Raw genomic sequence first — 23,738 nt, forward strand, 5'->3', positions numbered from 1 at the left:
AGGAAATGCTGAACAGATAGCCGATATGCAGTGTTTCCTTCATTCCTGCGGGCTGCATAGCTTCTCGGTCTCGAAGCGGAAGGCATTGAGAATGTCATCCTGGGTGAAACCATGGTGGGTCAGGGTTTCTTCCCACTCTGGAGTGTGGCGGTAAGCCGTGAGCACTTCATTGAAGGCATCGCGCAATGTCTCGGCGTCGTCGGGGAAGGTGAACCCACCCCAGCTACGCACGATCTCGCCATCCACCTTGGGATCCTCGAAGCCCGCCACCACTTCGACATCCGGGCTCTGCTCGCCGAGCCGGCTGACCGTGAGGCCGGTGCCGGCGTAGGCATCGGCGTGATCCGCCAGTAGCGTCTCGATGGCCGCGTCGTTGGATTCGATCTCGATCATTCGCGTGTCGGGGACGTCGAGCGAGCGGAGGATATCGACCTGGCTCGCGCCCTGGAGCACGGCGACGTCGATGTCGTCACGCCTGGCGAAGTCCTCGTAGCCGCGAATGTCGAGAGGGTTGGTGGCCCTGACCAGCAAGCCTTCGCCATAGGACGTGTTGGGCGTCGAGAAGAGCACGCGCTCGCAGCGCCCGGGGCGAATCGCCATCTCGGCGGCGGCCATGTCGAAACGTCCTTCCTCGAGGCCCGGAATCAGGTCGCCGAAGGAAGTGGCGACCCATTCGATGTCGTCGATGCCGAGTTCATCGAGCACATGGCGCGCCACCTCGGGACCGGCGCCCTGGCCCTGGTCCTCATCGTCGAGGTAGCCGTAAGGCACTTCGTTGGCCACGGCGACGCGAATGCTGCCCTGTTGGCGCAGTTCTTCCAGAGATGCGGCCAGGGCAGTCGGTGCCGTCAGGGTCAGCGCCAGGGGTACGGCCAGCCAGGCGAGGCGCGTGCCGGTGAGGGCACCTCGGGGCGTGGCGCCGATTTCCATTTCGTCCATTGCCTACCTCCTCCGTTGGCACCACCGGATGGAGAGACACTGAGTGAATGCCCGTTTGCGCATCATCCCGCCCGGACAATGCATCCAGCGTCTCTGCCGTGGCGTGAGACTCCTTTCTCAGCGTAGATTGCTACCCCGGTCGGCGCCATCGGAGGGCGTCAGCGGTTCAGTTGTATCTCGCGATGCTGGCCGTCGCGCAGACCCACCTCATGAATGATCACCCGGCGCTGGCCGCTCGTGGGATCGACCAGGCTGCCCGATACATAGAAATTGCCGGAGGGCAGGCCGCGCAGCATGAAGTAGCCATTGCCGTCGGTGCGGGTGGTGTGGGTGTAGGCGCGGGCACGAGGATCGGCGCGTTCCACCGCGCGACCGGCCAGGGCCTGCTCGGCCGCTTCGGCGGAGTAGGTGGTGACCGGGGCCACCGAGATGGTTTCGCCGCCCCCGACCACCGTGCCGGAGGCGGTGTCGAGCGTCAGGCGACCGCTGAGCGCGGCGTTGCCGGTTTTCTCCAGGGCTGCGTACTCGTCCTCGGGAAAGTCGACCTGGCGCGGCACGCGTCCGCGGTCGGTATCGTGCTCGTCGCCGATATCGGTGATGTCGACCGAGTCGTCGCGCTGCGTGCCGACCGATGGGGGGAGGGCCTGGCAGCCCGCAAGAACGGCGCCCAGCAGAAGGGGCAGTAGAATCTGGCGCATAGCATCTTCCTTTAGCGTTGGCCCTGTGCGCCGGGAGAGCTTAACGCAAAAGGGCCACCGCCAATAGCGGTGGCCCCAAAGATGACTCGTGGAGCGAGGGATCAGGCCTTGCGGGTGGCCTTTTCGACGCTCTCGGAAGCCTGCTTGACGTTGGCGTCGGCGAGTTTCTGGCTCTGCTGGACGAAGTCCTGCTGCAGGGAGACGACCTTTTCGGCATCACCCTTGAAGCGCTCGGTCAGCTCCTTGGCGACCTTCTGCTGGCCTTCCATGTAGGAGCGCAGGCCCTCGGCATCCTTGACGTCGAGCAGGGAGCGAAGCTGGGCGATACCGGTTTCGGTATAGGCCTGGCCGGCATCCAGCTGGGCGCGCAGCAGCTTTTCGGTGTAATCCACGGACAGCGACGCATAGGCGCGTGCCGGGCCAAAGAACAGTGACTCGAATTGCTCGGTGAACTGCTGGGTATTGAAATCGCGCATCGTCTGAACCCTCCTGGGTCGGTCTTCGGTGAAGGCCTGGGCGATCCGCCGATGCCTTCGTGGTCATGTTGCAATGCACAATAGCAGGCGTTTTTGTGCATCGCAACATGGGAGGCGTAAAAAAATATTTCGCACGAGACGCTGCGAGGGTCGACCGTCAAGCAGCGAGTGCGAGCGATGCGACCAAGAATCGTTCGGAAGCGCCTTGCAAGCATCTCCGGGCATCGCCATGGTGGGAGGAGGTCCTGCCGACGAGGAAACGAAGATGAGTGACAAGCGTATCGAACGTGACAGCATGGGCGAGCTGGAAGTCCCCGCCGATGCCCTTTATGGCGCCCAGACCCAACGGGCGGTGAACAATTTTCCCGTCTCCGGCCAGCCCATGCCGGCAGCCTTCATTCATGCCATCGCCCACGTCAAGCGTGCCGCGGCGCGGGTCAATCATGACCTGGGCCTGCTCGACGACGAGCGCGCCGAGGCCATCGTCAAGGCCGCCGAGGCGGTGATCGACGGCCGGCATGACGACCAGTTCCCGGTGGATGTCTTTCAGACCGGCTCCGGCACCTCGAGCAACATGAACGTCAATGAGGTGATTGCCCATCTGGCGGCCGCGGAGGGAGCCGAGGTCGGTCCCAACGATCACGTCAACATGGGACAGTCGAGCAATGACGTGATCCCCACGGCTCTGCATCTGTCGGCGGCGCTGGAGGTCACGCGCGAGCTGCGACCGGCCCTGGTGCACCTGCGCGAGACGATCGACAGCCGGGCCGCCGAGCTCGATGGAGTAGTCAAGACCGGCCGCACCCACTTGATGGATGCCATGCCGCTGCGCATGAGTCAGGAACTCGGCGGCTGGTCGAGCCAGGTGGGCCAGGCCATCGAGCGGATCGACAGCGCCATGACGCGACTCTGCCGGCTGGCCCAGGGCGGCACGGCCGTGGGCACCGGCATCAATGCCCACCCCGAGTTCGCCGAGCGCATGGCCCGGGAGCTCGGAGAGCGCACCGGGTTGACGCTGACGCCCAATGACAGCTTCTTCGCCAGTCTCGGCTCCCAGGATGCCGCCGTGGAGCTGTCGGGGCAGTTGCGTGGCCTGGCCTGTGTGGTGATGAAGATCGCCAACGACCTGCGCTGGATGAATTCCGGGCCCTTGGCCGGCCTCGGCGAGATCGAGCTCGAGGCGCTGCAGCCGGGCAGCTCGATCATGCCGGGCAAGGTCAATCCGGTGATTCCCGAGTCGGCCGCTCAGGCCGCCGCCCAGGTCATCGGTCTGGACTCGGCGGTGACCGTGGCCGGCCAGAGCGGCAACTTCCAGCTCAATGTCATGCTGCCGCTGGTGGCCAACAACCTGCTCACCTCGATCCGCCTGATGAGCAACACCTCGCGGCTGCTGGCCGACCGCGCCATCGCCACCTTCAAGGTGCGCGAGGATCAGCTCAGTGAGCCGCTCTCGCGCAATCCGATCCTGGTGACGGCATTGAACTCGGTGATTGGCTACAACGCCGCGGCGGCCATCGCCAAGCAGGCCTATCAGGCCGGCCGGCCGATCATCGAAGTGGCCGAGGAGCAGACCGATCTGTCGCGCAAGGAGCTGGAACGGCTACTCGACCCGGCGGCCCTGACGCGGGGCGGGATACCGGAGTAAGGCTGAAGAGCCGGGCTGCGCCCGGAGAGGTAAGGGATAAGCTATAAGCTGTAAGCTGTAAGAAAACCCTCCGAGGATGCCTCGGAGGGTTTGATGTTTCGGAGGATGGTAGAGGAGGCGTACAGGGAAGGGTTCACAGCGCCCTCGCGATGGCCTGTCGCCGGAAAGCTCACCTTCACAGCTTCTAAATGAGCATTTCAAGCCGAGTTTCAACGCCCTATGGGTGAGCAAAGTGATCGGTTGATGCCTTTTTAGAAGGGAATATGCACCGAGGCGGTCACCAGGTTGAGGTGGGCGAGCGTCGGGTCGTCGAAGCGTTCGTATTCGAGTTGGCTGATCAGGCGCGAGAACTTCCAGCGAGCGCCGAAGCCTTCGACGCGTGTGGTGCCGCCGTCCGGTGCGGCGGCGTTGCCGGTGACCGCTTCGCTTTCCCAGCCCGCCAGGCCGGATTTGGCGTACAGGCCGACATCACCCAGGCGCACGCCGGCGATCAGGCTGCCGCCCAGGCTGGTGGTGTCGACGAGCATCTGCTGGTGGCCGGAGAGAGGAACATCGTCGCTTTCGCGATAGCTGAACTCGGCACCGAGATCCAGTGCGGGCAGGCCCGGAGGAGTGAAGCCGGCGGTTAGGCGGAAGCCCGAGGTGTATCGATCGGGGCTGTGAAGATCGTCGCCCTGGATCAGCAGGCCGTTGTCGAGTTGCGTGAGTTCGGTGGACAGGCCCGCGTAGGAGGGGGCGCCGGCGGCCATCGACAGCGACGCATAGGCGCTGGCGAACATCAGCACCAAGGTTGTCGCCACTCCTTTTTCAACGCGAAATGTCATGTCCCCTGTTCCTGGCATGGCCGCGTTGCGGCCCCGTTCTTGTCGGATTCTTCTCGATCATGCTGGTCCGTTAGAAGGTAGCACCTGGTATCAGGCTCTGCCAGGACGTTGTCGCGCCTCGAGCTGCTGGTGGAGCGCTGCCAGGTGTGGCGTCTCCAGTGAATTGTCGCGTGCCACGCGCAGCAGGGGCATCAGGATGGCGTCGTGCTCGGTGGGCCGGTCGGCCAGGATGTCCTGCAGCATCGAGGCACGGTTGTCGGCGGTGGCGGCTACCACATCCCAGACCAGCGCCGCGAATCCCCGTGGCGGCGGCGGGATGGCAGCGGCGACCATGATGGCTTCCACTTCCTCGATGACGGCGTCGACCATGGGGTGCAAGGCCGGGTCGCGCAGTTGGCCATTGGGGACGCGAAAGCGTGCCACCAGGGGATTGATGGCCGCATTCACGGCCAGCTTGTGCCACAGGCGAACGCGAATGTCGTCGACCGCCTGAGCGGGGAGGCCGGCACCCGTCAGCGTTTCGGCCAGGGTGGCGGCGAGCTCGGCGTGGTGGCCATCGAGATGGCCGATCCAGGTGCTGCCATGCCCGGCATGCACGACACTGTCGTCGCCATTGGAATAGGCGCCTTCGGTCGTGGTGGCGCAGAGGGTGGGGCCTTGGCGTTGCCGGGTCAGGCGTGGTTGCACGTCGAAGCCGTTCTGCCACAGGACCAGCGGAGTATCGCGCGGCAGGCGTGGGGCGACCGTCGCCAGGGCCGCTTCGGCGGAGTAGGCCTTGGTGACGAGGTGCACGGCGGTCAGGCGGGAGGCATCGAGTTCATCCAGCGAATCCGGCGTCAGGCATTCGAGCGAGCGGTGATGGTGTTCGCCCTCGGGTGTCGTCAGCGTCTGTCGGTGGGGCAGGGAACGGCGGCCGAACAATGTCACCGGGAGACGCTCGGCCAGGCGCAGGGCCAGCAGGCGGCCCATGGCGCCCGGCCCGATGATCAGGTGGCTCATTGGCGCTTGCCTCCCGCTGCACGTCGTGTGCCCTTGCCTTGGCGGCGCTGACCACTGCCGCGCTTGGTGCTTCGCCCCCGGCCGCGGGCGGGCTTGCTCGCTTTAGGCTCGGGCCCTCGGGCCTCGCTCAGGGCGCTGCGCACACGTCCGGCGTCGGCGTGACCGAGCAGGCCGCGCAAATCGTCGATCAGTCCTTCGAGGAAGGGCGCTGGCGCATCGTCTTGCTCGGCGATGTTCGCCAGGCGTTGTTCCCATTGGGCGGTACGCTCGGGGCGGCCCACGGCTTCCGGCAACGAGGCGATCAGGGCGCTGCCGAGCCGGCTGGCCTTGAGGCTCTTGCCCTCGCGTACTAGATAGCCGCGCTCCAGGAGCGTCTCGATGATGCCGGCGCGGGTCGCCTCGGTGCCGAGACCGTCGGAGTCGCGCAGGGTGCGGCGGATCGCCGGGTCGTCCACGTAGCGGGCGATGTTCATCATCGCCTTGATCAGGCTGGCGTCGGTGAAGTGTTCGGGCGGCCGGGTCTCGCGGTCCTCCACGCCGGCCTGCTCGACACGGCAGGCTTCGCCTTCGCTGAGTGGCGGCAGGGGCGGTGCCTCGTCACGGGTGGTGAACAAGGGCTTCCAGCCGGGTTCGAGCACTTCCTGGCCGCGTGCGCGGAAGCGTTCCCCGGCGATCAGGAATTCGGCCTTGACCTCACGGGTCTGCAGGGCCGGGTAGAACTGGGCCAGCACGTTGCGGGCAATCAGGCGGAAGACGTCGGCTTCCTGGCGCGACAGCCGATCGAGGTCGGCGGGCTTGCCGGTGGGGGCCAGGGCGTGGTGAGCGCCGACCTTCTTGTCGTCCCAGGCCTTGGAGCGACGGGAAAAGTCGGCTCCGGCCAGCCAGCGGCTCAGGGTCTCGTCGTTACGGCATGCGCCGCTCAGGGTGCGCTGCGCCTGGGCGAAGTGCTCCTCGGGCAGATAGCGGCAGTCCGAGCGTGGATAGGTTATCAACTGGTGGCGCTCATAGAGGCGCTGGCAGACGTCCAGCACCGCCTTGGCCGAGAGCCCGTGGCGGCGTGCGGCGTCGACCTGAAGGGCCGACAGCGAGTAGGGCAGCGGGGCCGCCTGGCGCTTGTCGCGACTGGCCAGGCTGTCCAGGCGGCCCTCGGCGCCGGGCAGTCGGTCGGCCAGGGCGGCGGCCGGGGCTCGGTCGAGCAGGCGCCCCTGGTCGTCCAGCCGGTGAGTGTCGCCTGGCACCCACCAGGCGCGCAACTGGCCTCGGGAGACCACCAGATCGACCCACAGCACGAAGAAGGGGCGCGGCTCGAAGTCGCGGATCTCGGCGTCGCGCCGGACCACCAGGCCGAGCACCGGCGTCTGCACACGACCCACCGAGAGCACGCCGTCGTGTCCGGCCTGGCGCCCGACCAGCGTCCAGGCTCGGGTCAGGTTGATGCCGTACAGCCAATCCGCCCTGGCACGCGCCTGGGCGGCGCGGTAGAGCGAGGCATAGCGCCGATTGTCCTCGAGACGCTCGAGAGCACGCTTGACCGCCGGCGGGTTGAGATCGCTGACCAGCAGGCGTGCCACGTCGCGCTTCCAGCCGAGGTGCTCGATCACTTCCTGGACCAGCAACTGGCCTTCGCGATCCGGGTCACCGGCGTGGACCACCTGGTCGGCGCTCTTCAGCAATCGACGGATCACCGCCAACTGGCCGCGTGCCTTGGGGCGCGGCATGAGCTTCCAGTGATCCGGGAGGATCGGCAGGCTGTCGAGCCGCCAGGTCTTGAGGGCCGGGTCGTAGGCATCCGGTGGCGCCTGTTCCAGCAGGTGGCCGAGGCACCAGGTGACGACGGTATCTCCGGCCACCAGGGCGCCTTCCTCCCGGCGCGGCGAGGCAGGCAGGGCATTGGCGATGGCGCGGGCCAGGCTGGGCTTCTCGGCGATGATCAGGCGCATGGCATCTCGTGCGGCAATGAGCGAACATGGGAATTCTTACAGTATTTCATGGCATCCGCCAGGGGGCGGGCTGGCGGGTTGAGCGCCAGGCATCGAAATGAGGGGAAGTCCATGCGGGAACGGGGTCGCCGTCGGCGCTTGCTGGGGCTGGGTTCGCGTACCGGCGGTGCGCTGCTCAAGCATCGACTCGGTGGGCAGGCCGACTGGCGTGCGCTCGGCGAGGCGTTGTTCGAGGGGCTGTCGGAGCTCAAGGGGCCGGCCATGAAGCTGGCCCAGATCATGGCCCAGTGGGATGACCTGTTGCCCGCGGACCTGGCCGATGAACTGGCGCGCCTGCAGCGTCAGGCCGAGCCCATGCCCTGGGGCGACATCCGACGCACCCTGGAAAACTGCTATGGCGATCCCGCGACGTATTTTGCCTCCATCGAGCAACGGCCGTTCGCCAGCGCGTCCATGGGGCAGGTGCACCGGGCATCGACCCATGACGGCGAGACGGTGGTGCTCAAGGTGCAGTATCCAGGGCTCGCCGAGGTGCTCGAGGACGATCTTCGCCAGGTACATCGCCTGATGCGGCTGGGCCGCTGGCTGCGCATGCCTCAGGTCCGCCTGGATGCGCTGTTCGAGGAACTGGCGGCGAGCCTGCGGGGGGAGCTGGATTATCGCGCCGAAGCCGAGGCGCTGGCCCGCTATCGAGCCCGTTACGCTCAGCGCGACGATCTGGTGATTCCCGAGCCCTTGCCGGCGCTGTGCGGCCCCGGCGTGCTGGCCATGCGGCATGTGTCCGGCACACCGCTGCGCGAGCTGGAAGGCGCCGATGACGCCACGCGACAACGTCTCGGCACGGCCCTGGCCGACTGGCTCACCGAGGAGCTGTTCACCCACGGGGAACTGCATGCCGATCCCCACGCCGGCAATTTCGCCGCCGATGCCGAGGGGCGCCTGGTGATCTATGACCTGGGCGCGGTGATCGAGGTGCCGGCGGAGCGGCTGAAGGCCATGATGCGCCTGCTCGAGGCAACGCTCGCCGGAGATCCCATGGCCATGGATGAGGCCGTGATGACACTCGGCGGTCGGCAGGGGCAGGGGGCTCCCCTGGCGCTCTATCGCGAGTCCGCCGACGCGGTGGCGCCGCTGTTCCAGCCCGGCCCGCAGGATTTCGGCGATGTCCGGGTCCACCGTCGCCTGCGCGAGCTGAGCCCCAAGGTGTGGGCGGCCATGGACCGCCTCCAGCCGCCGGCGGACACCCTCTTGCTTTCGCGTACCCTCAACGGCCATTACTGGAATCTGGTGCGTCTCGGCGCCCGGCTCGACATGGCGGCACGGGTACGCCCATTGCTGGCGTGGGCGTCTTCCTGAACGGCTGCCAGCATGGCGCTCGACTGATAGACTATGCGGTTTTCCGAGAGTGGTGGAGACGTCGATGCTGGCGGTATGGGTTGAGCAGTTGCTGGGGTTTGCGTCCGGGGCATTGGCGGCGATTCGCGAGGATGAGCGTTACCCGACGCTGATGGCCTGGGCGCGTCGCGAGGGGCCGGAGCTGGTCGATGGCGATCTGGCGCTGGCCCAGGCGCTGGCCCCTGAGTTGTGGTCGCAGACGCCCCTGGAACGGCTGGACTTCGCCTGCGAACCCCTGGCCCGCCCTGGCCGCAACGAGCCCTGCTGGTGCGATTCGGGACGCAAGACCAAGCAGTGCTGCGGTGCCGTCTCCCTGCCTGGCCATGTGCCCACGCATCTGATGTGGATGCTCTCCCTGCGCGAATGGAAGGGCGATACTCTCAAGGCGGCCCTGGCCAGTGGCCGTGCGCCGGCCCAGGCGCTGCTCGAAGCAGGCCTGATTGCCGCCGAATCCGGCCAGCGCGGGCGCGCCCAGCAGATCCTCGAGTCATTGTTCGAGAATGCCGATTGGGCGCGATTGCCCGAGCAGGCCGAGCCGGCTTTCGAGATCCTCGTCGATCTCTATCAGGAGCGCGGTTTCCACCGCAAGCGCGAAGCCCTGCTCGACGCGGTGCTCGATCGTGGCCCGCTGTTCCTGCGCGGGGTGGCTCTCGAGCGCCTGTGCTTGCTGCATCTCGACAACGACGATCTGGACAGCGCCCGGGCGGCCTTCGTGCGTGCCCAGCAGACCCTGCCCGACTCGCCGACCCTGGCCTATATCGAGGCCATGCTGTTGTTGCACGAGGGCCACGAAGAGGAAGCCGCCGAGCGCTCGCGGTTCTGGTATCGCCGCCTGGCCCGCCAGGGAGACCTCGAACCCGAGCAACTGCAGTTCCTCGCCGACCTGGCGGAGAGCCCTGGCGCTACCCTGGCCGAGCAACTGCTCAACGCCGAGGCGGATCTGGCCGAGCCACTGATGTCGCTGCAGGCACTGTTCGATGCCTTGTCCGAGGCGCCACGCCTGGATATTCGCCAAGAGAACGGAGTGCTGAGCTATCACAGCAGCGCCCGTGAGGACACCCTGTTCGCCGCTTTCCAGGCGGTCTTCCAGTCCCAGGTCGAAGGCGAGACATTGTTGGGCTTCGACACGGATCCCTGGCCCCAGGCCGGCGACTGGCTGCCAGCCTTGTGTGCCCATCCCGAATGGCTGGATTCGCCGGCCGTGGTGCAGTCCCTGGCGTTGGCGCTGACCAGTCGTTTCGGCAGCCTGCCGTGGATGGCACCGAGCCTGTTCGAGCCCCTGGCGCGGCGGTTGGAAGGCTGGCTGGCGCAGGTCGACGAGGCTGGCGATGCGCCCATGCTCTGGGAGGTCGCCGACAACGCCGTGCTGTTGCGCGCCGGCCTGGCGCTGGTGGTGGGCATGGAGCGCGGTGCTCGCCAGCACTCCCGCGAACTCGCCGAGACGCTGCTCACGCTGGATGACCAGGACAGCCTGGGGCTGCGCGAACTGGTGCTCGACCAGTTGCTGCGCGAAGGCCGTGACGACGAGGCCCTGGCCTTGAGCGAACGGGCGGTGGCGGATGAGCAGGCCGATCCCAGCTCGCTGCTGGGCATGCTGATGGGCCGGGTGCTGGCGCTCTATCGTCTCGATCGCCCCGACGAGGCCGGGCGCGTGCTGGTCATGGCGCACCGCCACAACCCCTATGCATTGAAGCTGTTGTGCGCCGAATCGCCGCGTCCGGCCCCATCCGCCAACGGCGGGTCGGCCGAGCCGGGCTCGCGTGCCGAGGCCTGGCAATATCGCACTCTGATGCGCGACCAGTGGCGGGTCACGCCGGGGGCGCTGGAGTGGTTGTGTGAGCAGCGCCCCGGCTGAGTGATCTCAGGTCTCGCTCTCGGCGGGGCTCAGCAGTGTTCCGCGGTTGACCCATAGCGCCAGGAGAATCGCCGGCAGGCCCAGCAGCGAGGCCAGCAGGAAGAAGCCCGCATAGCCCTGGACGTCCACCACCAGTCCGCCAAAGCCGCTGAGGAACTTGCCCGGCAGGGTCATCAGCGACGAGAAGAGCGCGTATTGGGTCGCCGTGTAGGCCCTTGATGTCAGGGTCGACAGGAAGGCGATGAAGACCGCACTGGCCAGTCCGTTGGACAGGTTGTCGCCGATGATGGTGATGACCAGCATCGCCAGGTTGTCGCCGGTCGAGGCAAGTACCACGAATAGCAGGTTGGTCAGTGCCGTGGCCGTTGCGCCGAACACCAGCAACGGCCCGATGCCGTAGCGGGCCACCAGCAGGCCGCCGAGGATGCCGCCAAGAATGCTCATGGCGATGCCGAAGACATTGGTCACGTTGGCGATGGTGGCAAGCGAGAAGCCCAGGTCGATATACAGCGGATGAGCCATGGACGCCATGGCCAGGTCGCTGATCCGAAAGACCGCCACGAACACCAGCAGCCAGAGCGCCTGCCGCCGGTAGCGGCTGAAGAAGTCGGTGAACGGGCAGACGATGGCGCCGATGACCCAGGCTCCCAGGCGTCGCAGCCAGTCGGGGCGCCCGCGGCTGACACGCAGGAAGGCGCGCACTCGCGGCTCGTGAATCAATTGCGTGGAAAGCGACAGCCGCTCCGGTTCCGGGCGCAGCAGAACCGTCACGACACCGACCAGTACCAGCGCCGCCATGCACAGGTAGGCAGCCTTCCATGACACCAGCGATGCCACATAGAGTGCCCCGGCGCCGGCAGCGATCAGGCCGCCGCGATAGCCGACGATATAGGTCGACGCCATGGCGGCCTGCATGTCATCGGGCGCCGACTCGATGCGAAAGGCGTCGATGGCGATGTCCTGGGTCGCCGAGCCGAAGGCCACCAGCAACGAGCATATCGCCACCATGGGCAGGTGTCCGACGGGGTCGAGATGCGCCAGGCTCGCCAGCCCGGCAGCGATCATCATCTGGGCCAGCAGCATCCAGCCGCGTCGCTGGCCGAACCAGCGGGTCAGGCCGGGTAGCGCCAGGCGGTCGACCACCGGCGCCCAGAAGAACTTGATCGAGTAGAGAATGCCGATCCAGGCGAAGAAGCCGATGGCCGCAACCTCGACGCCATCGCTGCGCAGCCAGGCAGTGAGGGTGGAGAACACCAGCAGGAAGGGCAGGCCCGCCGAAAAGCCGAGAAACAGCATGGTCAGCACCGGTGCCTTGAGGTATATCGCCAGGGCATCCCCCCAGCTACGGTGCGCGGTTGGTGTCGGCATTACACGAGCTCTCCTTGCGGCGGGCCTGGCCGGTCCCTCGCGGGGGCGGCCAACGATGTTAGAATGGTGTTCACGCTCGGGACGCATTGCCTGACCGTGACGCGGCCCGATTGTTGCAGAGCACCGAGAGTGATACCAGCCAGAGCGACCAGGAGTGACATGAGCGACGACAGCCTGTGCCCGACGGGGATCGACGATGCCGTGCCTCGCTGGTACGTCATCCAGTGCAAGAGCGGGGAATCCTTCCGCGCCGTCGAACACCTCGGCAACCAGGGGTACGAGATATTCCATCCGGTGCTGCGAGTCCAGAAGAAGCGCCGTGGCAAGCTCGTATGGGCCGTCGAGCCTCTGTTCCCGTATTACCTGTTCATCCGCCTCGACCGGCTGGACAGCAACTGGCGCCCGATCCGCTCTACCCGGGGCGTGTTGAAGATCGTCACCTTCGGCCTCGACACGCCGGTTCCCGTGGACGACGAACTGGTCGCGTCGTTGCGCGAGCATGGCAGCCAGGAGGCGGGCGAAACCGCCACCGTCTATTTCCGTGCCGGTGAACAGGTGGAAATCACCGAAGGTCCCTTCAAGGACCTCCAGGCGGTCTTCGCGACTCACAAGGGCGAGGAGCGAGCCATCGTGCTGCTCAACATGCTGCACAAGCGGCAGCGCCTGGAGATGTCCGTCAGTCAACTGAAGCGCTGCGAATAGGCTGCCTCATTCCGGCCCTTCTGCCGACACTGTTCCCGATGATTTTTCCGATAGCCAGGAGACAGCGATGACCATCGCGCCGCAGCGGGTCGTGACCCTGCATTATGTACTCAGCGACGCCGAAGGCCGGGTACTCGACGATTCCCGTGCTCGCCAAAAGCCTCTGGAATACCTGCATGGGCACGGTAATATCCTGCCCGGCCTGGAAGACGCCCTGGTGGAGCGGGCTGAGGGCGACGAGCTGAGCGTGACCCTGTCGCCGGCCCAGGCCTACGGCGAGCGTGACGAAGCCCTGGTGCGCGAGGTCGGCCGCGATGCTTTCTCGGTGAGCGACCTGGAGCCCGGCATGCGCTTCCAGACCCCCGGCGACGACGGCCCCGAGATCGTCACCGTACTGGAAATGCGCGATGACGGCGTACTGATCGACACCAATCACCCGCTGGCAGGGCAATCGCTCACCTACCGAGTAGAAGTGCTCGATATCCGCGACGCCACCCGTGCCGAACTGGCCAAGGGGCATCCACTACCGCCCGGCACCACTCCGGACGAGGTCGAAGACAAGAAGATGGTCTGAGGCAGCCGCTGCCCTGCAAAATCGCGCTTTTCGATACCGCAACGACAGAAATCGAGCCCTTATACAAACAAGGCGGGATGCGAGCAGCATCCCGCCTTGTTTGTTTTGCACTCTCACAAAGGGGCAATTAGTCTTGAATTCAAGGACGAAAGGCAACTCAGATTGCCCGCATGACGACAAGACAATACGCCGGGACTACCGCAAGGAGAGGGCAGAGCGCCATCGCACCATGCAGGGTAGGTGGCGGTAGCGTGCCAAAAGCTTTGTCACTCGTGGATACCTACCAGCGGCCACTGCTCATGTCTGTTCGTGCCGATCTTTTGGCATGATTTTTATACAGTGCTATTGATGCCAGAAAACACGCATGCACGCGAATCTTGGATAGACTGCACGGTTATGATGTTTTTCTTTGAAATCATGGAGTTATCTTTGAGGTATAAGAATATTGAACGTGCCCGCTCGTTCAAGTGAATAAACGAGCGTGCTAGCTAATACATGTTAGATGAGGTTGAAGTTGCGTGCATATGTGAATAACACACTTGTCCATTGGACAGGACGTGGGCAGACAGACTCAGCCGCCCTCGCAGCATTGACCTCAATCTGTGATGAAAAGGTTCTGAGGCTGACCTATTGCCCAAATTACGTATCTGAAGAGTACAAGAAAGAAGCAGCGATGGTTTGTTTTACGGACATTCCGTTGTGGCATGCAAAAGAACACTGCCGTATTTTCGGAAGGTTTGGCATTGGCTTCAAGAAAGAAAAAATGATTGCCTACGGTGCTAATCCAGCTCTATACACAACTGCTGAACACTTTTCACGTATCAAGAAGATTTCGGGATTACTCGAAAGAATGGAGGATCTGGAGAAAGATAGAGAATGGAAAGAGGGAGTTGAGCCGTATAATTTCACGGAAGATGAAACGGTAGCATTTCAAGAGGTCGCTGATTTTCTCCAGGAATACTCATACAAAAACCAAGATCATTCCGGGTACGTGACCTACTACCAAAGGGAGTGGCGATTAACGTTTAGGTCTCTCCCATTTGCAGGTGGAAGCAAACCCCAAGATCCTGGCATGAGCTGTTTTTACATTAGAGATGGAAAGAGCTACAGTACCGTTAAATTCAGCAGTGATGATGTCGATTACATAGTTGTGCCAGTGAGATATTGTCGCCCGGGAAAACGGCTTGCAAAAAGCATGGGTTGCAATCTGAAAATCTATGAACTGTCGGTATTCATCTAACAAGGTGGTCAACGGGACGCCAACTACGCTTCGCTCCGTTGCCGCCCGTTACCACTGGCGTTATGTGCTATCAATTATCGGAGTGATTCATGTTGCCTGAATATGAAAGCAAGAAATTCCAGTGCCCAAATTGTGATACCGTTGCCACTCAAGAGTGGTTCACAGCTGGCAATGCCAGTGATGTGGCTATGGACGTTCTTAATCATCTATATCTGAACTATCGGGCTAGCATTGATGATTTCTCTCAAGATAAAATAGTCAGATTTTTAAAGCGAGTAGAAAATGATTTCAGAATAAATTTTCATCAATTTGTCCCTGATGATTTAGCTGTGGCAACCTGCTCCGCCTGTGACGGATTTACTTTGTGGGTTGATAAAGATGTCGTTTATCCTAAAAAAACAATGTTGCCTCCACCAAACCCTGATTTAAATGAAGAAATAAAAGCCCTTTACCTTGAAGCATCTTCTATTCTGGTGGATTCCCCAAGAGGGTCGGCAGCTCTGCTGCGTCTCGCCTTGCAAAAATTGTTAGAACAGGTTGGTAAGAGTGGAAAAAATATAAATAGTGACATTAAGGTCTTGGTTTCTGAAGGGTTGAGCCCCAAGCTTCAACAAGCTCTAGATTTACTCAGGGTTGTAGGGAATAATGCTGTTCATCCTGGGCAAATAGACCTCGACGATAATGCTGACGTTGCGAAAAAGTTGTTCGGCATTCTGAACTTCATTGCCGAGGAATTAATCACCAAGCCAAAAGAATTGGAGCAGCTTTACGGTGACTTAATACCACCCGAAACACAGGGGCATATTAATCAGAGAGATGGCATATAACAAGTTAAATAACTACGCGCCTTCGGCGCCGGACACAGCAAGTTGTGCCGGTTATGGAGGCGTTCTTTGGAGGGAGTATGGAGGTTAAGTCCTTAACAGAGAGTCTGTTTTTTACAACAGTAAGAATCGATACGAAATCTTAAGCAGGGACAACTGGTTCTGGTACTGGTTTTTTATTCACCCACACTTTTAAAGGTGAAGATTATCCATTCATCGTCACCAATAAGCATATTGTAAAGGAAGCGAGTGAAGGCGGGATCACTTTCGTAAAGCGGGATGGAGAAAATCCAAAATTAGGTGATGCTCACAGGCTGAATTTTGAAAACTTCGAGTCGCATTGGGTTGGCCATCCTGACGAAAATATTGATATTTGCGCGACGCCTTTAGCGCCACTTGTTGAGTTTATGAGGGAAAGTGGCGTTGAGGTTTTCTTTCGCCAAGTTTCCACAAACAATATTCCCATCGAAGATCAGCTTCAGGAGATTGATGCGTTTGAGGAAATTGTTTTTGTAGGCTATCCAAATGGCATCTGGGATCGTAGAAATTTTATTCCGATTATGCGTAAAGGAACGACAGCAACGCCTTATTCAATAGATTATGAGGGCGAGCAAAAGTTTCTTATCGATGCATCCGTTTTCGGTGGTTCGAGTGGGAGCCCCGTTTTTATATACCAATCAGGAACGTATGGAGTTAAAGCTGCTCCAGCAAGAGTTGGGACCAAATTCTACTTTGTCGGTGTTGTCGCATCCGTTTATTTTAAGACGGCCGCTCATGAAGTTCTCAGTCTCCCAATACCCACGAATATGCGTAATTTTGCGCTTGATAAAGAAATGATTGATTTGGGTATTGTTTTTAAGGCCCAAACTGTTTGCGAGACGATTGAACATGCCGTTGAGCATCTCACCATATAACCAGGGGCTGCAGCGGGCCGCTCTTCCGGCGCGGTCGCCTCCGAATCGGCTGCTGAGCCCCGGCTTTAGTTGCCACGAGTCATATACAGGAGGAGAAATTGGCCAGAGATTGGGAATCCGTTTTTAGTACATGGTCTCAAGGGCCGAGTAAAACTGAGCAAGAAAAGGTCGAAAATGCCGAACGACAAATTCGGCAAGCGATTCAAACTAGCCCAAAACTGCAGAATCGTGATATCAAAGTATTTTCTCAGGGATCTTACCGAAACCGAGTAAATGTTCGTCGTGATAGCGATGTTGATATCGGCGTTCTCTGTTTCGATACGTTTTTTCCTGCATATCCAGACGACAATGTGAAAGCAATTCTAAAAGAGCGCTTTAGTGACGGTGAATACACCTATTCGCAATTTAAGCATGAGCTCGAAGAGGCCCTTGTAAATCGTTTTGGGCGCGGGGCTGTATCACGAGGAAGTAAGTCATTCGATGTTAAAGAGAATACCTACCGAGTCGAATCAGATGTAGCTGCCTTCTTTGAACATCGACGGTATACGTCGACTGCTACTTATCTATCAGGGGTTGAAATGATCCCTGACGATTTAACACCTCCGAGAGTGAGAAATTGGCCTGAACAGCATTACTCGAACGGGGTCGCTAAGAATGACGCGACGAATCGTAGGTACAAAAGAGTAGTACGAATACTGAAAAATTTATCGAACGAAATGGCATCACAGGGAATAGCTTCGGCGAAAGAGGCCCCTAGCTTCCTCATTGAATGCCTAGTATTCAATGCATCAAATGTTCGCTTTAATCATTCGTCCTTCAAGGCAATGATACGAGAAGTTTTGGCTGAACTTTTTAATAACACATTAAGTGATGAAACGTGCTCTGAATGGGGCGAGGTTAGCGAGCTCAAATACCTCTTTCGAGCCTCTCAGCCGTGGACAAGAGAAAGTGCGCACGTTTTCTTGAGTGATGCTTGGGATTACATAGGTTATAGCTGATGTTGACTCGACTACATATTTCATCATTTGTTGGCCTCACCATAGGTGTCTGGTTATTGGCGCTATGGATTCAGGGTATGCCAGTTTTGAGTGCTGATTTTGTCAAGCCCTTTGGGGTGGTCGTCGGCCTAATAAGTTTGTTTATTACCATCTTCAATAAGTACATGTGGTCGTGGAGGATGTTTAGAGGATGGTATGTTAAGCGACCAGATTTGAGGGGAACGTGGAAAGTCGAATTACAAAGCAGCTGGGTTGATCCTGAAACCGGAGAGCAGGTAGGCCCAATTGTTGGTTACGCATTAATTAGACAGTCTTTGACATTTTTAAGCTTGCGACTAATGACTAAGGAGTCTCGTTCTGTATTGGTGGCGCATAGCATAGAACAACAAGAAGACGATGATCTATTTGAACTAGTCGGGGTATATCGGAACGAGCCGCAAATTGAATTGCAGGGAGTGAGGAGTGAGATACATCATGGCTCCTTTGCTCTTGAGGTTCATGGCACTCCTCCTTACGAGCTGCAGGGGCATTACTGGACGGACCGTGCAACCAGAGGGAGCATGAAGCTGAAAGAAAGGGTTAAAAAGCTTTATGACACATATGAGCACGCGCATCGGGAGATGAGCAACTAACCAGGAATTGCAGTGGACCGCTTTTCCGGCGCGGCGCGCCTCCAAATCGGCCGCTGAGCCCAGGCGTTAAAGGTCAGTACCGATGAGAGAGATTGAAGGTCTTGAGCTCGCATTCGAGGTGCTGAAGCCAAAATGGGGAGATTTCAACCGACATTTCGAAGAAGAGAATGCAAAATTTTTGGCTCTTCTTGACGCTGATCATGACTCAATGGGGAGTGTCCTAAAGGCTTACTTGATACTGGAATACTACCTAACGAGATACTTGGAAAGCTATTTTAACATTGAGAGTATTGGTGCAATTCGGTTGAGCTTTGCACAAAAAGCTGAACTGTTACCATCAACCGGTAGTGCTGCCTCTGTCATCAAACTCGGTGTCAAAAGGTTGAACGCGATAAGAAACCGATTCGCCCATCGACTAGATGTGAATCTCGATGGTCTGGACGTGAACGCCATGGAAGAGGTGATAAGGATATTTCGGCCCGAGGCCAAGTTTGAGGGTAATCTTGAGCGCATCGAGGCCTTTATGACTATCGCCGTAACCTTCCTAATTGTTCCACCACCCGATTTACAGCAGACTTTCGCCGATGTATTTTCTCAGGTGCGTGCCATTGATCATGAACTTTAATAAGTTGCGCCACGTGGATGGCCTTTTCTCCGCGTTGCTCAAAAAAGGCCGCCGGTGCACTATGTGTTAAAAGGAAATTTATTCGTGTTTACGGAAATTGAAAAGCAATTGCGAAACAGCCTGAACTACCATCGGCGTAAGGTAAGGCTACATTTCACCTCCATGTTTTTCATTGCCATCCTGATCTTGGTAGGAGGGTTACTTTTCGGTGGCTATCTTGTTCAGCTTTTGAACCAGGCAGCGTCAGCAGCTATATCGGCAAAACATGCAGGCATCGAGTTTTCTGCCTCATCAGGTGAGAAAGGTCCTGACATAATGAAGATTGCAACCGAAAACAACCTTGGTTATTTCATGCTCAGCGGGCTCATTGTCTTCCTCTTCGCGTTAATCGGTCTCCTCAAACATCACATAACAAGAGCATCCGTCATGGAAGATCGCCTTTTCACGATCCAAAAATATCAGGCGCTGTCGGTGGATTCTATTCCTGAAGAGGTGATTAGGGCCCTAATGAATCAAGAAGAAGCACCGCAAGCAGTAGCCATTAACCCCACAACGGAACTCATTGAAAAGGTTACTGATGGGGTTGTTTCGAGAGTCCAGGGACTCACCAGAAACTGACTTTTAACCAAGGGATGCAGCCGACCGGTTTTCCGCTGTCGCTCCAAACCGGCAGTTGAGCTTCGGCGTTAAGGGGAAAAGACTGTGGAAATCGTTCCTCTAGCAGATAAAAGGGAGTTTATTGCTGAGTTGGCGTAGCTTCACCATGCAGAGTGGATGCACTTGAACCCGCCGCTGACTTTGGAAGGGCGAGCCGAAGCAATAGCTGATGCTGCTGGGCGAGAGGGCATTCCTTCAATCTTTATTGCAATGTCAGGAAGTCAGCTTGTTGGTTCGGCTGCGCTAGTACAGAACGATATGGATACAAAATCGGATTTATCCTCTTGGTTGGCAGCAGTTTATGTAAAAGAGGGCTCCCGACATCAGGGGATAGCAACGGAATTGATTGTTCGGTGCGAAGATGAGGCAGCTCGCCAAAATACTAATATCTGGTATCTCTACACCGGGTTCGCCTCGAAACTTTATAAGAAACTCTGCTGCAATCATATGGAGTGATGCGAATACAAAAGCGTGATGGTCGATATCATGTACAAGCAGATCGCCTCTTAACAAGGTGGTCCACGGGGCGCCAACCACGATGCACTCCGTTGATGCCCATTACTGCTGGCGTTAGGGCGAGAGTCCAAGGCGGAGGAGAAGAGTTTGAATTCAATGATTCCTGATGAAGCGAAAAAATCGCAGTCCGTCGTTGAGGAGCTGCTTGGTGATTCGGTCATCGGCATTTATCTTTTTGGGTCTGCAGTTGATGATTCGCTTACCATCTGGAAAAAGAAAGCACTTGTCGCACAGTTGATGAACGTATCCGGAACAATCGGAAATCAACAGTCTATCAGGCCGATAGAGCTGACAGTCGTAGCCGTTTCTGATGTTGTCCCTTGGCAGTTTCCCCCTCGGGCTGAATTTGTATACGGTGAGTGGTTACGAGAGGAGTTTGAGGCCGGAAGCGTCCCGGAAGCAGTCCGTGACCCTGATCTTGCGATTGTTCTGAAAAAGGTTATTGATAACAGCCTGCCGCTGTATGGAGCCGATGCTGCAAACGTTTTCGAGCCTGTGCCACTGATTGATATCCGAATGGCAATCAGTGACTCATTACCCAATCTCCTTGCGGAGACAGCTGGTGATGAACGTAACGTGGTTCTAACCTTGTCTCGGATGTGGCTGACCGCCGCTACGGGCGATATCGCTCCAAAGGATACAGCGGCTCACTGGGTGGAAAAGCAAGCGCTTCCTGAGCACTCGGTGTTGTTGCAGTACGCTCGGGAGGGCTATCTCGGAAAGGTCGAAGACCGATGGGAAGAGAATCGGGAGGAATTCGAAGCGCTTGTCTCCTATATGAGAAAGTCCATTGAGGCGTGCCTCAATGTTTAGTAGCGGGAGAAGCCCTAACAATCACAGACATAGAGAAAAATGCTTTGCTGCGCTACAAATTTTCCCGTGCTGTGGGCGTTGGGCATAATAAATGGAGGAGTGAATGTCAGAAGAGTTATTTTTTCCGGTTATCGAAACTGAGCGATTGACACTGAGGCCTTTGGTGGTTGATGACTCGGAGAGCCTGATGGGAATATTTTCTGATCCAGAGGTCATGCGATATTGGAACACTGCGCCTTGGGCCAAAATTCAGGACTCTCTTGATTTTATCAATGAGAGCAAGGAGTCAAGGAAGCGTCAAGAGTCACTTGTGCTCGGTGTATACTTGAAATCTACAGGCGAGCTGGTGGGAAAATGTCTCCTGTTCAGTTACGATAAAGAATCCAAGCGTGCGGAGATTGGTTTTGGTATAGGGCGTTCCTTTTGGGGGAAAGGTTATATCGGTGAGGCAGGAGAGGCATTGATTCAGTATGGGTTCGGTTCATTGAGGTTACGGCGTATTGAGGCTGAAATCGATCCAGAAAATCAGTCCTCAGCAAAAGTATTAGAGAAACTTGGCTTTTCTCAAGAAGGATTGTTGAGGCAACGATGGGAAGTCAATGGAATTGTATCCGATTCGGCGTTATACGGCAGGCTGGTAAGTGACTGTTCACCCAAACAAACATCATAACTAGGCAATGCGCGTGACAAGCTCATGACCACACCGTTGTTATAGCTCTTTAGGGATCCTGTATGGGCGTCGAAGTGGACTTATACAATGCTGCGGTTAACCTTGTTCTGGACCGATATCCTAAAGGGTGGGGTGGCGCAGCGGCTGTGATGACTTCAACTGGGCGATTGCTGACTAGCGTAGCCCCAGATACTAAAAATGACGCCTTGTCGCTTTGTATGGAGGTTGGGGCATATCTTGAAGCACATAAGTTCAACGAAGCCGTTACCCATTCGTTATGTGTTTATCGTGATGATGAGCACTCTACATTCAAGATTCTGACCCCTTGTGGTATCTGCCAGGAACGCTTGGTTCATTGGGGTGGGGACGTACTTGTTGCCATTACAAATATTGGTAATAAGCTAATATTCAAGCCTGTTAGGGAGTTACAGCCTTTTCACTGGTCAGGGGTCAATGGTGATGAGCTGTAACGGGCACCGGAAACTTGGGCACTGCCGTAGGCGTTCTCACAAACACCGATAAAGCACTGCTTTCCTTACCTAACAATCCAACCCCACCAGGCTTGAGAGTTTCTCGAAGCCTGGTGGGGTTTTTTATGGTTTATCGCAGGTGATATGCCTCAGCCGCCGATTTTCTCGCGCAGGAAGGCGATGACGTCGTCGATGGGGATCATGGTGGCTTCGCTGTCGCGGCGGCCCTTGTATTCCAGTTCGCCCTTGTCGAGGCTGCGGTCGCCGATCACGATGCGGTGGGGAATGCCCATCAGTTCCTGGTCGGCGAAGCGCACGCCGGGGCGCAGGTCGCGGTCGTCGAGCAGGACGTCGAGCCCGGCGTCGGAGAGCGCCTGGTAGAGGCGTTCGCTCTCGTCGCGCACGCGCTGCGATTTGTGGGCGTTCATCGGCACCAGGGCGACGTTGAAGGGGGCGATGGCGTCGGGCCAGATGATGCCGGCGTCGTCGTGGTTCTGCTCGATGGCGGCGGCGACGACCCGGGTCACGCCGATGCCGTAGCAGCCCATCAGCAGGGGCACGGCCTGGCCGTTGTCGTCGAGCACGGTGGCGTTCATCGCCGTGGAATACTTGGTGCCGAGCTGGAAGACGTGGCCGACCTCGATGCCGCGGGCGATGGAGAGTGTGCCCTGGCCGTCCGGCGAGGGGTCGCCCTCGACCACGTTGCGCAGGTCGGCGACCTTGGGCAGGGCGACGTCGCGTTCCCAGTTGATGCCGAAGTAGTGCTTGCCGTCGACGTTGGCGCCGGCGCCGAAGTCGCTCATCAGCGCCACGCTGCGGTCGATGATCAGCGGCATCTCGAGGTTCACCGGGCCGAGCGAGCCGGGGCCGGCACCCACTACCGCGCGAATCTCTTCCTCGCTGGCCATGGTCAGGGGAGCGGCGATCTCGGGGAGATTCTCGGCCTTGACCTCGTTGAGCTCGTGGTCGCCACGCACCAGCAGGGCGACCAGCCCGCCTTCGGCGCCGTGCACCATCAGCGTCTTGATGGTCTTCTCGATGGGCAGGCCATGCTGCTCGACGAGGGTGGCGATGGTGCGCGCGTTCGGCGTGTCGACCAGGCGCAGTTCTTCCTGGGGCGCCGGGCGCTCGGGTGTCTCGCCGAGCGGTGCGGGCAGTGCCTCCGCCTTCTCGATATTGGCGGCGTAGTCGGATGAGGTGGAAAAGACCACCGCGTCCTCGCCGGAGTCGGCCAGTACCTGGAATTCATGGGAACCGGAGCCGCCGATATCGCCGTTGTCGGCCTCGACGGCGCGGAAGTCCAGCCCGAGGCGCGTGAAGATGCGCACATAGGCGTCGTACATGGCGTCGTAGGAACGCTGCAGGCCGGCCTGGTCGACATCGAAGGAGTAGGCGTCCTTCATGATGAACTCGCGGGCGCGCATCACCCCGAAGCGCGGGCGGGTCTCGTCGCGGAACTTGGTCTGGATCTGGTAGAAGTTGGACGGCACCTGCTTGTAGGAGCGCAGCTCGTTGCGCACCAGATCGGTGATGACTTCTTCGTGGGTCGGGCCATAGCAGAAGTCGCGATCATGACGGTCGCGGATACGCAGCAGCAGGTTGCCGTACTGGTCCCAGCGGCCGGATTCCTGCCAGAGCTCCGCCGGCTGGATCGCGGGCATCAGCACTTCCTGGGCGCCGGCGCGGTTCATCTCCTCGCGGACGATGTTTTCGACCTTGCGGAGCGTGCGCAGCCCCAGTGGCAGCCAGGTATAGAGTCCCGCATTGAGGCGGCGAATCATGCCGGCGCGCAGCATCAGTTGATGACTGACGATGTCGGCGTCGGCGGGGGTTTCCTTCAGGGTGGCTATCAGAAGTTGACTGGCGCGCATGAGTCCTGGGTCACCTCGGGTCTGGGGCTTGTCTTGAGCATGAATGAAGCCGCGCTGGGCGGGATATCAGGGCATTGTACGGTGTGGCGGGAT

Annotated in this window: 23 protein-coding genes and 1 pseudogene; 16 read left to right on the plus strand and 8 right to left on the minus strand. The window is 59.3% G+C overall.

Going from position 1 to position 23,738, the window contains the following annotated elements; translation table 11 throughout:
• Positions 1 to 39: 39 nt before the first annotated feature.
• From ehuB to HELO_RS07070, 3 genes are all read right to left on the minus strand, one after another.
• Complete coding sequence (gene ehuB, locus HELO_RS07060) at positions 40 to 939, minus strand: ectoine/hydroxyectoine ABC transporter substrate-binding protein EhuB (RefSeq protein ID WP_013332051.1); 900 nt, start codon at positions 937 to 939, stop codon at positions 40 to 42.
• A 158-nt stretch (positions 940 to 1,097) separates the two neighbouring features.
• Positions 1,098 to 1,637, minus strand: coding sequence for a hypothetical protein (locus tag HELO_RS07065; RefSeq protein ID WP_013332052.1), 540 nt, complete (start codon positions 1,635 to 1,637; stop codon positions 1,098 to 1,100).
• A 101-nt stretch (positions 1,638 to 1,738) separates the two neighbouring features.
• Complete coding sequence (locus HELO_RS07070) at positions 1,739 to 2,113, minus strand: phasin family protein (RefSeq protein WP_013332053.1); 375 nt, start codon at positions 2,111 to 2,113, stop codon at positions 1,739 to 1,741.
• A 265-nt stretch (positions 2,114 to 2,378) separates the two neighbouring features.
• On the opposite strand from HELO_RS07070, the gene HELO_RS07075 reads away from it, so the two are divergent.
• Entirely contained in the window at positions 2,379 to 3,758 is a 1,380-nt protein-coding gene (locus tag HELO_RS07075) for a class II fumarate hydratase (RefSeq protein ID WP_013332054.1), read from the plus strand.
• Between the two features lie 251 nt (positions 3,759 to 4,009).
• On the opposite strand, the gene HELO_RS07080 is transcribed toward HELO_RS07075, so the two are convergent.
• The 3 genes from HELO_RS07080 to HELO_RS07090 all read right to left on the minus strand — a co-directional run bounded on the left by HELO_RS07080 (position 4,010) and on the right by HELO_RS07090 (position 7,521).
• Positions 4,010 to 4,582 carry a hypothetical protein gene (locus tag HELO_RS07080; protein ID WP_013332055.1) on the minus strand — a complete coding sequence of 191 codons (573 nt, stop codon included), beginning with the start codon at positions 4,580 to 4,582 and terminating at the stop codon, positions 4,010 to 4,012.
• A gap of 90 nt (positions 4,583 to 4,672) precedes the next feature.
• Positions 4,673 to 5,581, minus strand: coding sequence for a ketopantoate reductase family protein (locus tag HELO_RS07085; protein WP_013332056.1), 909 nt, complete (start codon positions 5,579 to 5,581; stop codon positions 4,673 to 4,675).
• Positions 5,578 to 7,521, minus strand: coding sequence for a DNA topoisomerase III (locus tag HELO_RS07090; RefSeq protein WP_013332057.1), 1,944 nt, complete (start codon positions 7,519 to 7,521; stop codon positions 5,578 to 5,580). Before HELO_RS07090 ends, HELO_RS07085 begins: the two co-directional genes overlap by 4 nt.
• Positions 7,522 to 7,632: 111 nt before the next feature.
• Between HELO_RS07090 and HELO_RS07095 the strand changes: the two genes are divergently transcribed.
• Complete coding sequence (locus HELO_RS07095) at positions 7,633 to 8,877, plus strand: ABC1 kinase family protein (RefSeq protein WP_013332058.1); 1,245 nt, start codon at positions 7,633 to 7,635, stop codon at positions 8,875 to 8,877.
• 64 nt (positions 8,878 to 8,941) lie between these two features.
• Positions 8,942 to 10,771, plus strand: a complete 1,830-nt coding sequence (locus HELO_RS07100; protein WP_013332059.1) for a YecA family protein — start codon at positions 8,942 to 8,944, stop codon at positions 10,769 to 10,771.
• A 6-nt stretch (positions 10,772 to 10,777) separates the two neighbouring features.
• Here the strand turns inward: HELO_RS07100 and HELO_RS07105 are convergent, their stop codons facing one another.
• The gene (locus HELO_RS07105; RefSeq protein WP_013332060.1) at positions 10,778 to 12,139 is read right to left on the minus strand and encodes an AmpG family muropeptide MFS transporter; all 1,362 of its coding nucleotides are present in this window, start codon (positions 12,137 to 12,139) and stop codon (positions 10,778 to 10,780) included.
• A 159-nt stretch (positions 12,140 to 12,298) separates the two neighbouring features.
• On the opposite strand from HELO_RS07105, the gene rfaH reads away from it, so the two are divergent.
• From rfaH to HELO_RS07170, 13 genes and pseudogenes are all read left to right on the plus strand, one after another.
• Positions 12,299 to 12,841 carry a transcription/translation regulatory transformer protein RfaH gene (rfaH, locus tag HELO_RS07110; RefSeq protein WP_013332061.1) on the plus strand — a complete coding sequence of 181 codons (543 nt, stop codon included), beginning with the start codon at positions 12,299 to 12,301 and terminating at the stop codon, positions 12,839 to 12,841.
• A 67-nt stretch (positions 12,842 to 12,908) separates the two neighbouring features.
• Positions 12,909 to 13,415: an FKBP-type peptidyl-prolyl cis-trans isomerase gene (locus HELO_RS07115; protein ID WP_013332062.1), complete on the plus strand. Its 507-nt coding sequence runs from the start codon at positions 12,909 to 12,911 to the stop codon at positions 13,413 to 13,415.
• Between the two features lie 514 nt (positions 13,416 to 13,929).
• The gene (locus tag HELO_RS07120) at positions 13,930 to 14,655 is read left to right on the plus strand and encodes an abortive infection system antitoxin AbiGi family protein (RefSeq protein ID WP_157953402.1); all 726 of its coding nucleotides are present in this window, start codon (positions 13,930 to 13,932) and stop codon (positions 14,653 to 14,655) included.
• A gap of 89 nt (positions 14,656 to 14,744) precedes the next feature.
• A complete protein-coding gene (locus HELO_RS19335; protein ID WP_109637372.1) occupies positions 14,745 to 15,482 on the plus strand; it encodes a DUF4145 domain-containing protein in 738 nt (245 codons plus the stop codon).
• A 173-nt stretch (positions 15,483 to 15,655) separates the two neighbouring features.
• Positions 15,656 to 16,393 (plus strand): annotated as a pseudogene (locus HELO_RS07130) (trypsin-like peptidase domain-containing protein); the annotation flags it as partial.
• 98 nt (positions 16,394 to 16,491) lie between these two features.
• Positions 16,492 to 17,391, plus strand: coding sequence for a nucleotidyltransferase domain-containing protein (locus HELO_RS07135; protein WP_109637376.1), 900 nt, complete (start codon positions 16,492 to 16,494; stop codon positions 17,389 to 17,391).
• Entirely contained in the window at positions 17,391 to 18,023 is a 633-nt protein-coding gene (locus tag HELO_RS07140) for a Cap15 family cyclic dinucleotide receptor domain-containing protein (protein WP_041601983.1), read from the plus strand. The genes HELO_RS07135 and HELO_RS07140 overlap by 1 nt, the downstream gene beginning before the upstream one ends.
• A gap of 82 nt (positions 18,024 to 18,105) precedes the next feature.
• Positions 18,106 to 18,648 (plus strand): hypothetical protein, encoded by a 543-nt coding sequence (locus HELO_RS07145; protein ID WP_049786201.1) that lies wholly within the window; start codon positions 18,106 to 18,108, stop codon positions 18,646 to 18,648.
• A gap of 84 nt (positions 18,649 to 18,732) precedes the next feature.
• Entirely contained in the window at positions 18,733 to 19,266 is a 534-nt protein-coding gene (locus HELO_RS07150) for a hypothetical protein (RefSeq protein WP_041601984.1), read from the plus strand.
• A gap of 162 nt (positions 19,267 to 19,428) precedes the next feature.
• On the plus strand, positions 19,429 to 19,761 hold the full coding sequence (locus tag HELO_RS07155; protein WP_157953403.1) for a GNAT family N-acetyltransferase: 333 nt from the start codon (positions 19,429 to 19,431) through the stop codon (positions 19,759 to 19,761).
• Between the two features lie 156 nt (positions 19,762 to 19,917).
• Positions 19,918 to 20,634 (plus strand): aminoglycoside nucleotidyltransferase ANT9, encoded by a 717-nt coding sequence (locus HELO_RS07160; protein ID WP_041601985.1) that lies wholly within the window; start codon positions 19,918 to 19,920, stop codon positions 20,632 to 20,634.
• Positions 20,635 to 20,737: 103 nt separating this feature from the next.
• Positions 20,738 to 21,304, plus strand: a complete 567-nt coding sequence (locus tag HELO_RS07165; RefSeq protein WP_109637379.1) for a GNAT family N-acetyltransferase — start codon at positions 20,738 to 20,740, stop codon at positions 21,302 to 21,304.
• 62 nt (positions 21,305 to 21,366) lie between these two features.
• Positions 21,367 to 21,774, plus strand: coding sequence for a cytidine deaminase (locus HELO_RS07170; protein WP_109637381.1), 408 nt, complete (start codon positions 21,367 to 21,369; stop codon positions 21,772 to 21,774).
• A gap of 149 nt (positions 21,775 to 21,923) precedes the next feature.
• Here HELO_RS07170 and HELO_RS07175 read toward each other — a convergent pair whose 3' ends face one another.
• Positions 21,924 to 23,645: a proline--tRNA ligase gene (locus HELO_RS07175; RefSeq protein ID WP_013332063.1), complete on the minus strand. Its 1,722-nt coding sequence runs from the start codon at positions 23,643 to 23,645 to the stop codon at positions 21,924 to 21,926.
• Positions 23,646 to 23,738: the final 93 nt, after the last annotated feature.

This window comes from Halomonas elongata DSM 2581, assembly GCF_000196875.2.
Taxonomy (GTDB): Bacteria; Pseudomonadota; Gammaproteobacteria; order Pseudomonadales; family Halomonadaceae; genus Halomonas; species Halomonas elongata.

Bases quoted from the DNA above. Each gene is read 5' to 3' on its own strand.
- ehuB (WP_013332051.1), bottom strand. From the start codon at position 939: ATGGACGAAATGGAAATCGGCGCCACGCCCCGAGGTGCCCTCACCGGC.
- HELO_RS07065 (WP_013332052.1), bottom strand. From the start codon at position 1,637: ATGCGCCAGATTCTACTGCCCCTTCTGCTGGGCGCCGTTCTTGCGGGC.
- HELO_RS07070 (WP_013332053.1), bottom strand. From the start codon at position 2,113: ATGCGCGATTTCAATACCCAGCAGTTCACCGAGCAATTCGAGTCACTG.
- HELO_RS07075 (WP_013332054.1), top strand. From the start codon at position 2,379: ATGAGTGACAAGCGTATCGAACGTGACAGCATGGGCGAGCTGGAAGTC.
- HELO_RS07080 (WP_013332055.1), bottom strand. From the start codon at position 4,582: ATGACATTTCGCGTTGAAAAAGGAGTGGCGACAACCTTGGTGCTGATG.
- HELO_RS07085 (WP_013332056.1), bottom strand. From the start codon at position 5,581: ATGAGCCACCTGATCATCGGGCCGGGCGCCATGGGCCGCCTGCTGGCC.
- HELO_RS07090 (WP_013332057.1), bottom strand. From the start codon at position 7,521: ATGCGCCTGATCATCGCCGAGAAGCCCAGCCTGGCCCGCGCCATCGCC.
- HELO_RS07095 (WP_013332058.1), top strand. From the start codon at position 7,633: ATGCGGGAACGGGGTCGCCGTCGGCGCTTGCTGGGGCTGGGTTCGCGT.
- HELO_RS07100 (WP_013332059.1), top strand. From the start codon at position 8,942: ATGCTGGCGGTATGGGTTGAGCAGTTGCTGGGGTTTGCGTCCGGGGCA.
- HELO_RS07105 (WP_013332060.1), bottom strand. From the start codon at position 12,139: ATGCCGACACCAACCGCGCACCGTAGCTGGGGGGATGCCCTGGCGATA.
- rfaH (WP_013332061.1), top strand. From the start codon at position 12,299: ATGAGCGACGACAGCCTGTGCCCGACGGGGATCGACGATGCCGTGCCT.
- HELO_RS07115 (WP_013332062.1), top strand. From the start codon at position 12,909: ATGACCATCGCGCCGCAGCGGGTCGTGACCCTGCATTATGTACTCAGC.
- HELO_RS19335 (WP_109637372.1), top strand. From the start codon at position 14,745: ATGTTGCCTGAATATGAAAGCAAGAAATTCCAGTGCCCAAATTGTGAT.
- HELO_RS07140 (WP_041601983.1), top strand. From the start codon at position 17,391: ATGTTGACTCGACTACATATTTCATCATTTGTTGGCCTCACCATAGGT.
- HELO_RS07145 (WP_049786201.1), top strand. From the start codon at position 18,106: ATGAGAGAGATTGAAGGTCTTGAGCTCGCATTCGAGGTGCTGAAGCCA.
- HELO_RS07160 (WP_041601985.1), top strand. From the start codon at position 19,918: ATGATTCCTGATGAAGCGAAAAAATCGCAGTCCGTCGTTGAGGAGCTG.
- HELO_RS07165 (WP_109637379.1), top strand. From the start codon at position 20,738: ATGTCAGAAGAGTTATTTTTTCCGGTTATCGAAACTGAGCGATTGACA.
- HELO_RS07170 (WP_109637381.1), top strand. From the start codon at position 21,367: ATGGGCGTCGAAGTGGACTTATACAATGCTGCGGTTAACCTTGTTCTG.
- HELO_RS07175 (WP_013332063.1), bottom strand. From the start codon at position 23,645: ATGCGCGCCAGTCAACTTCTGATAGCCACCCTGAAGGAAACCCCCGCC.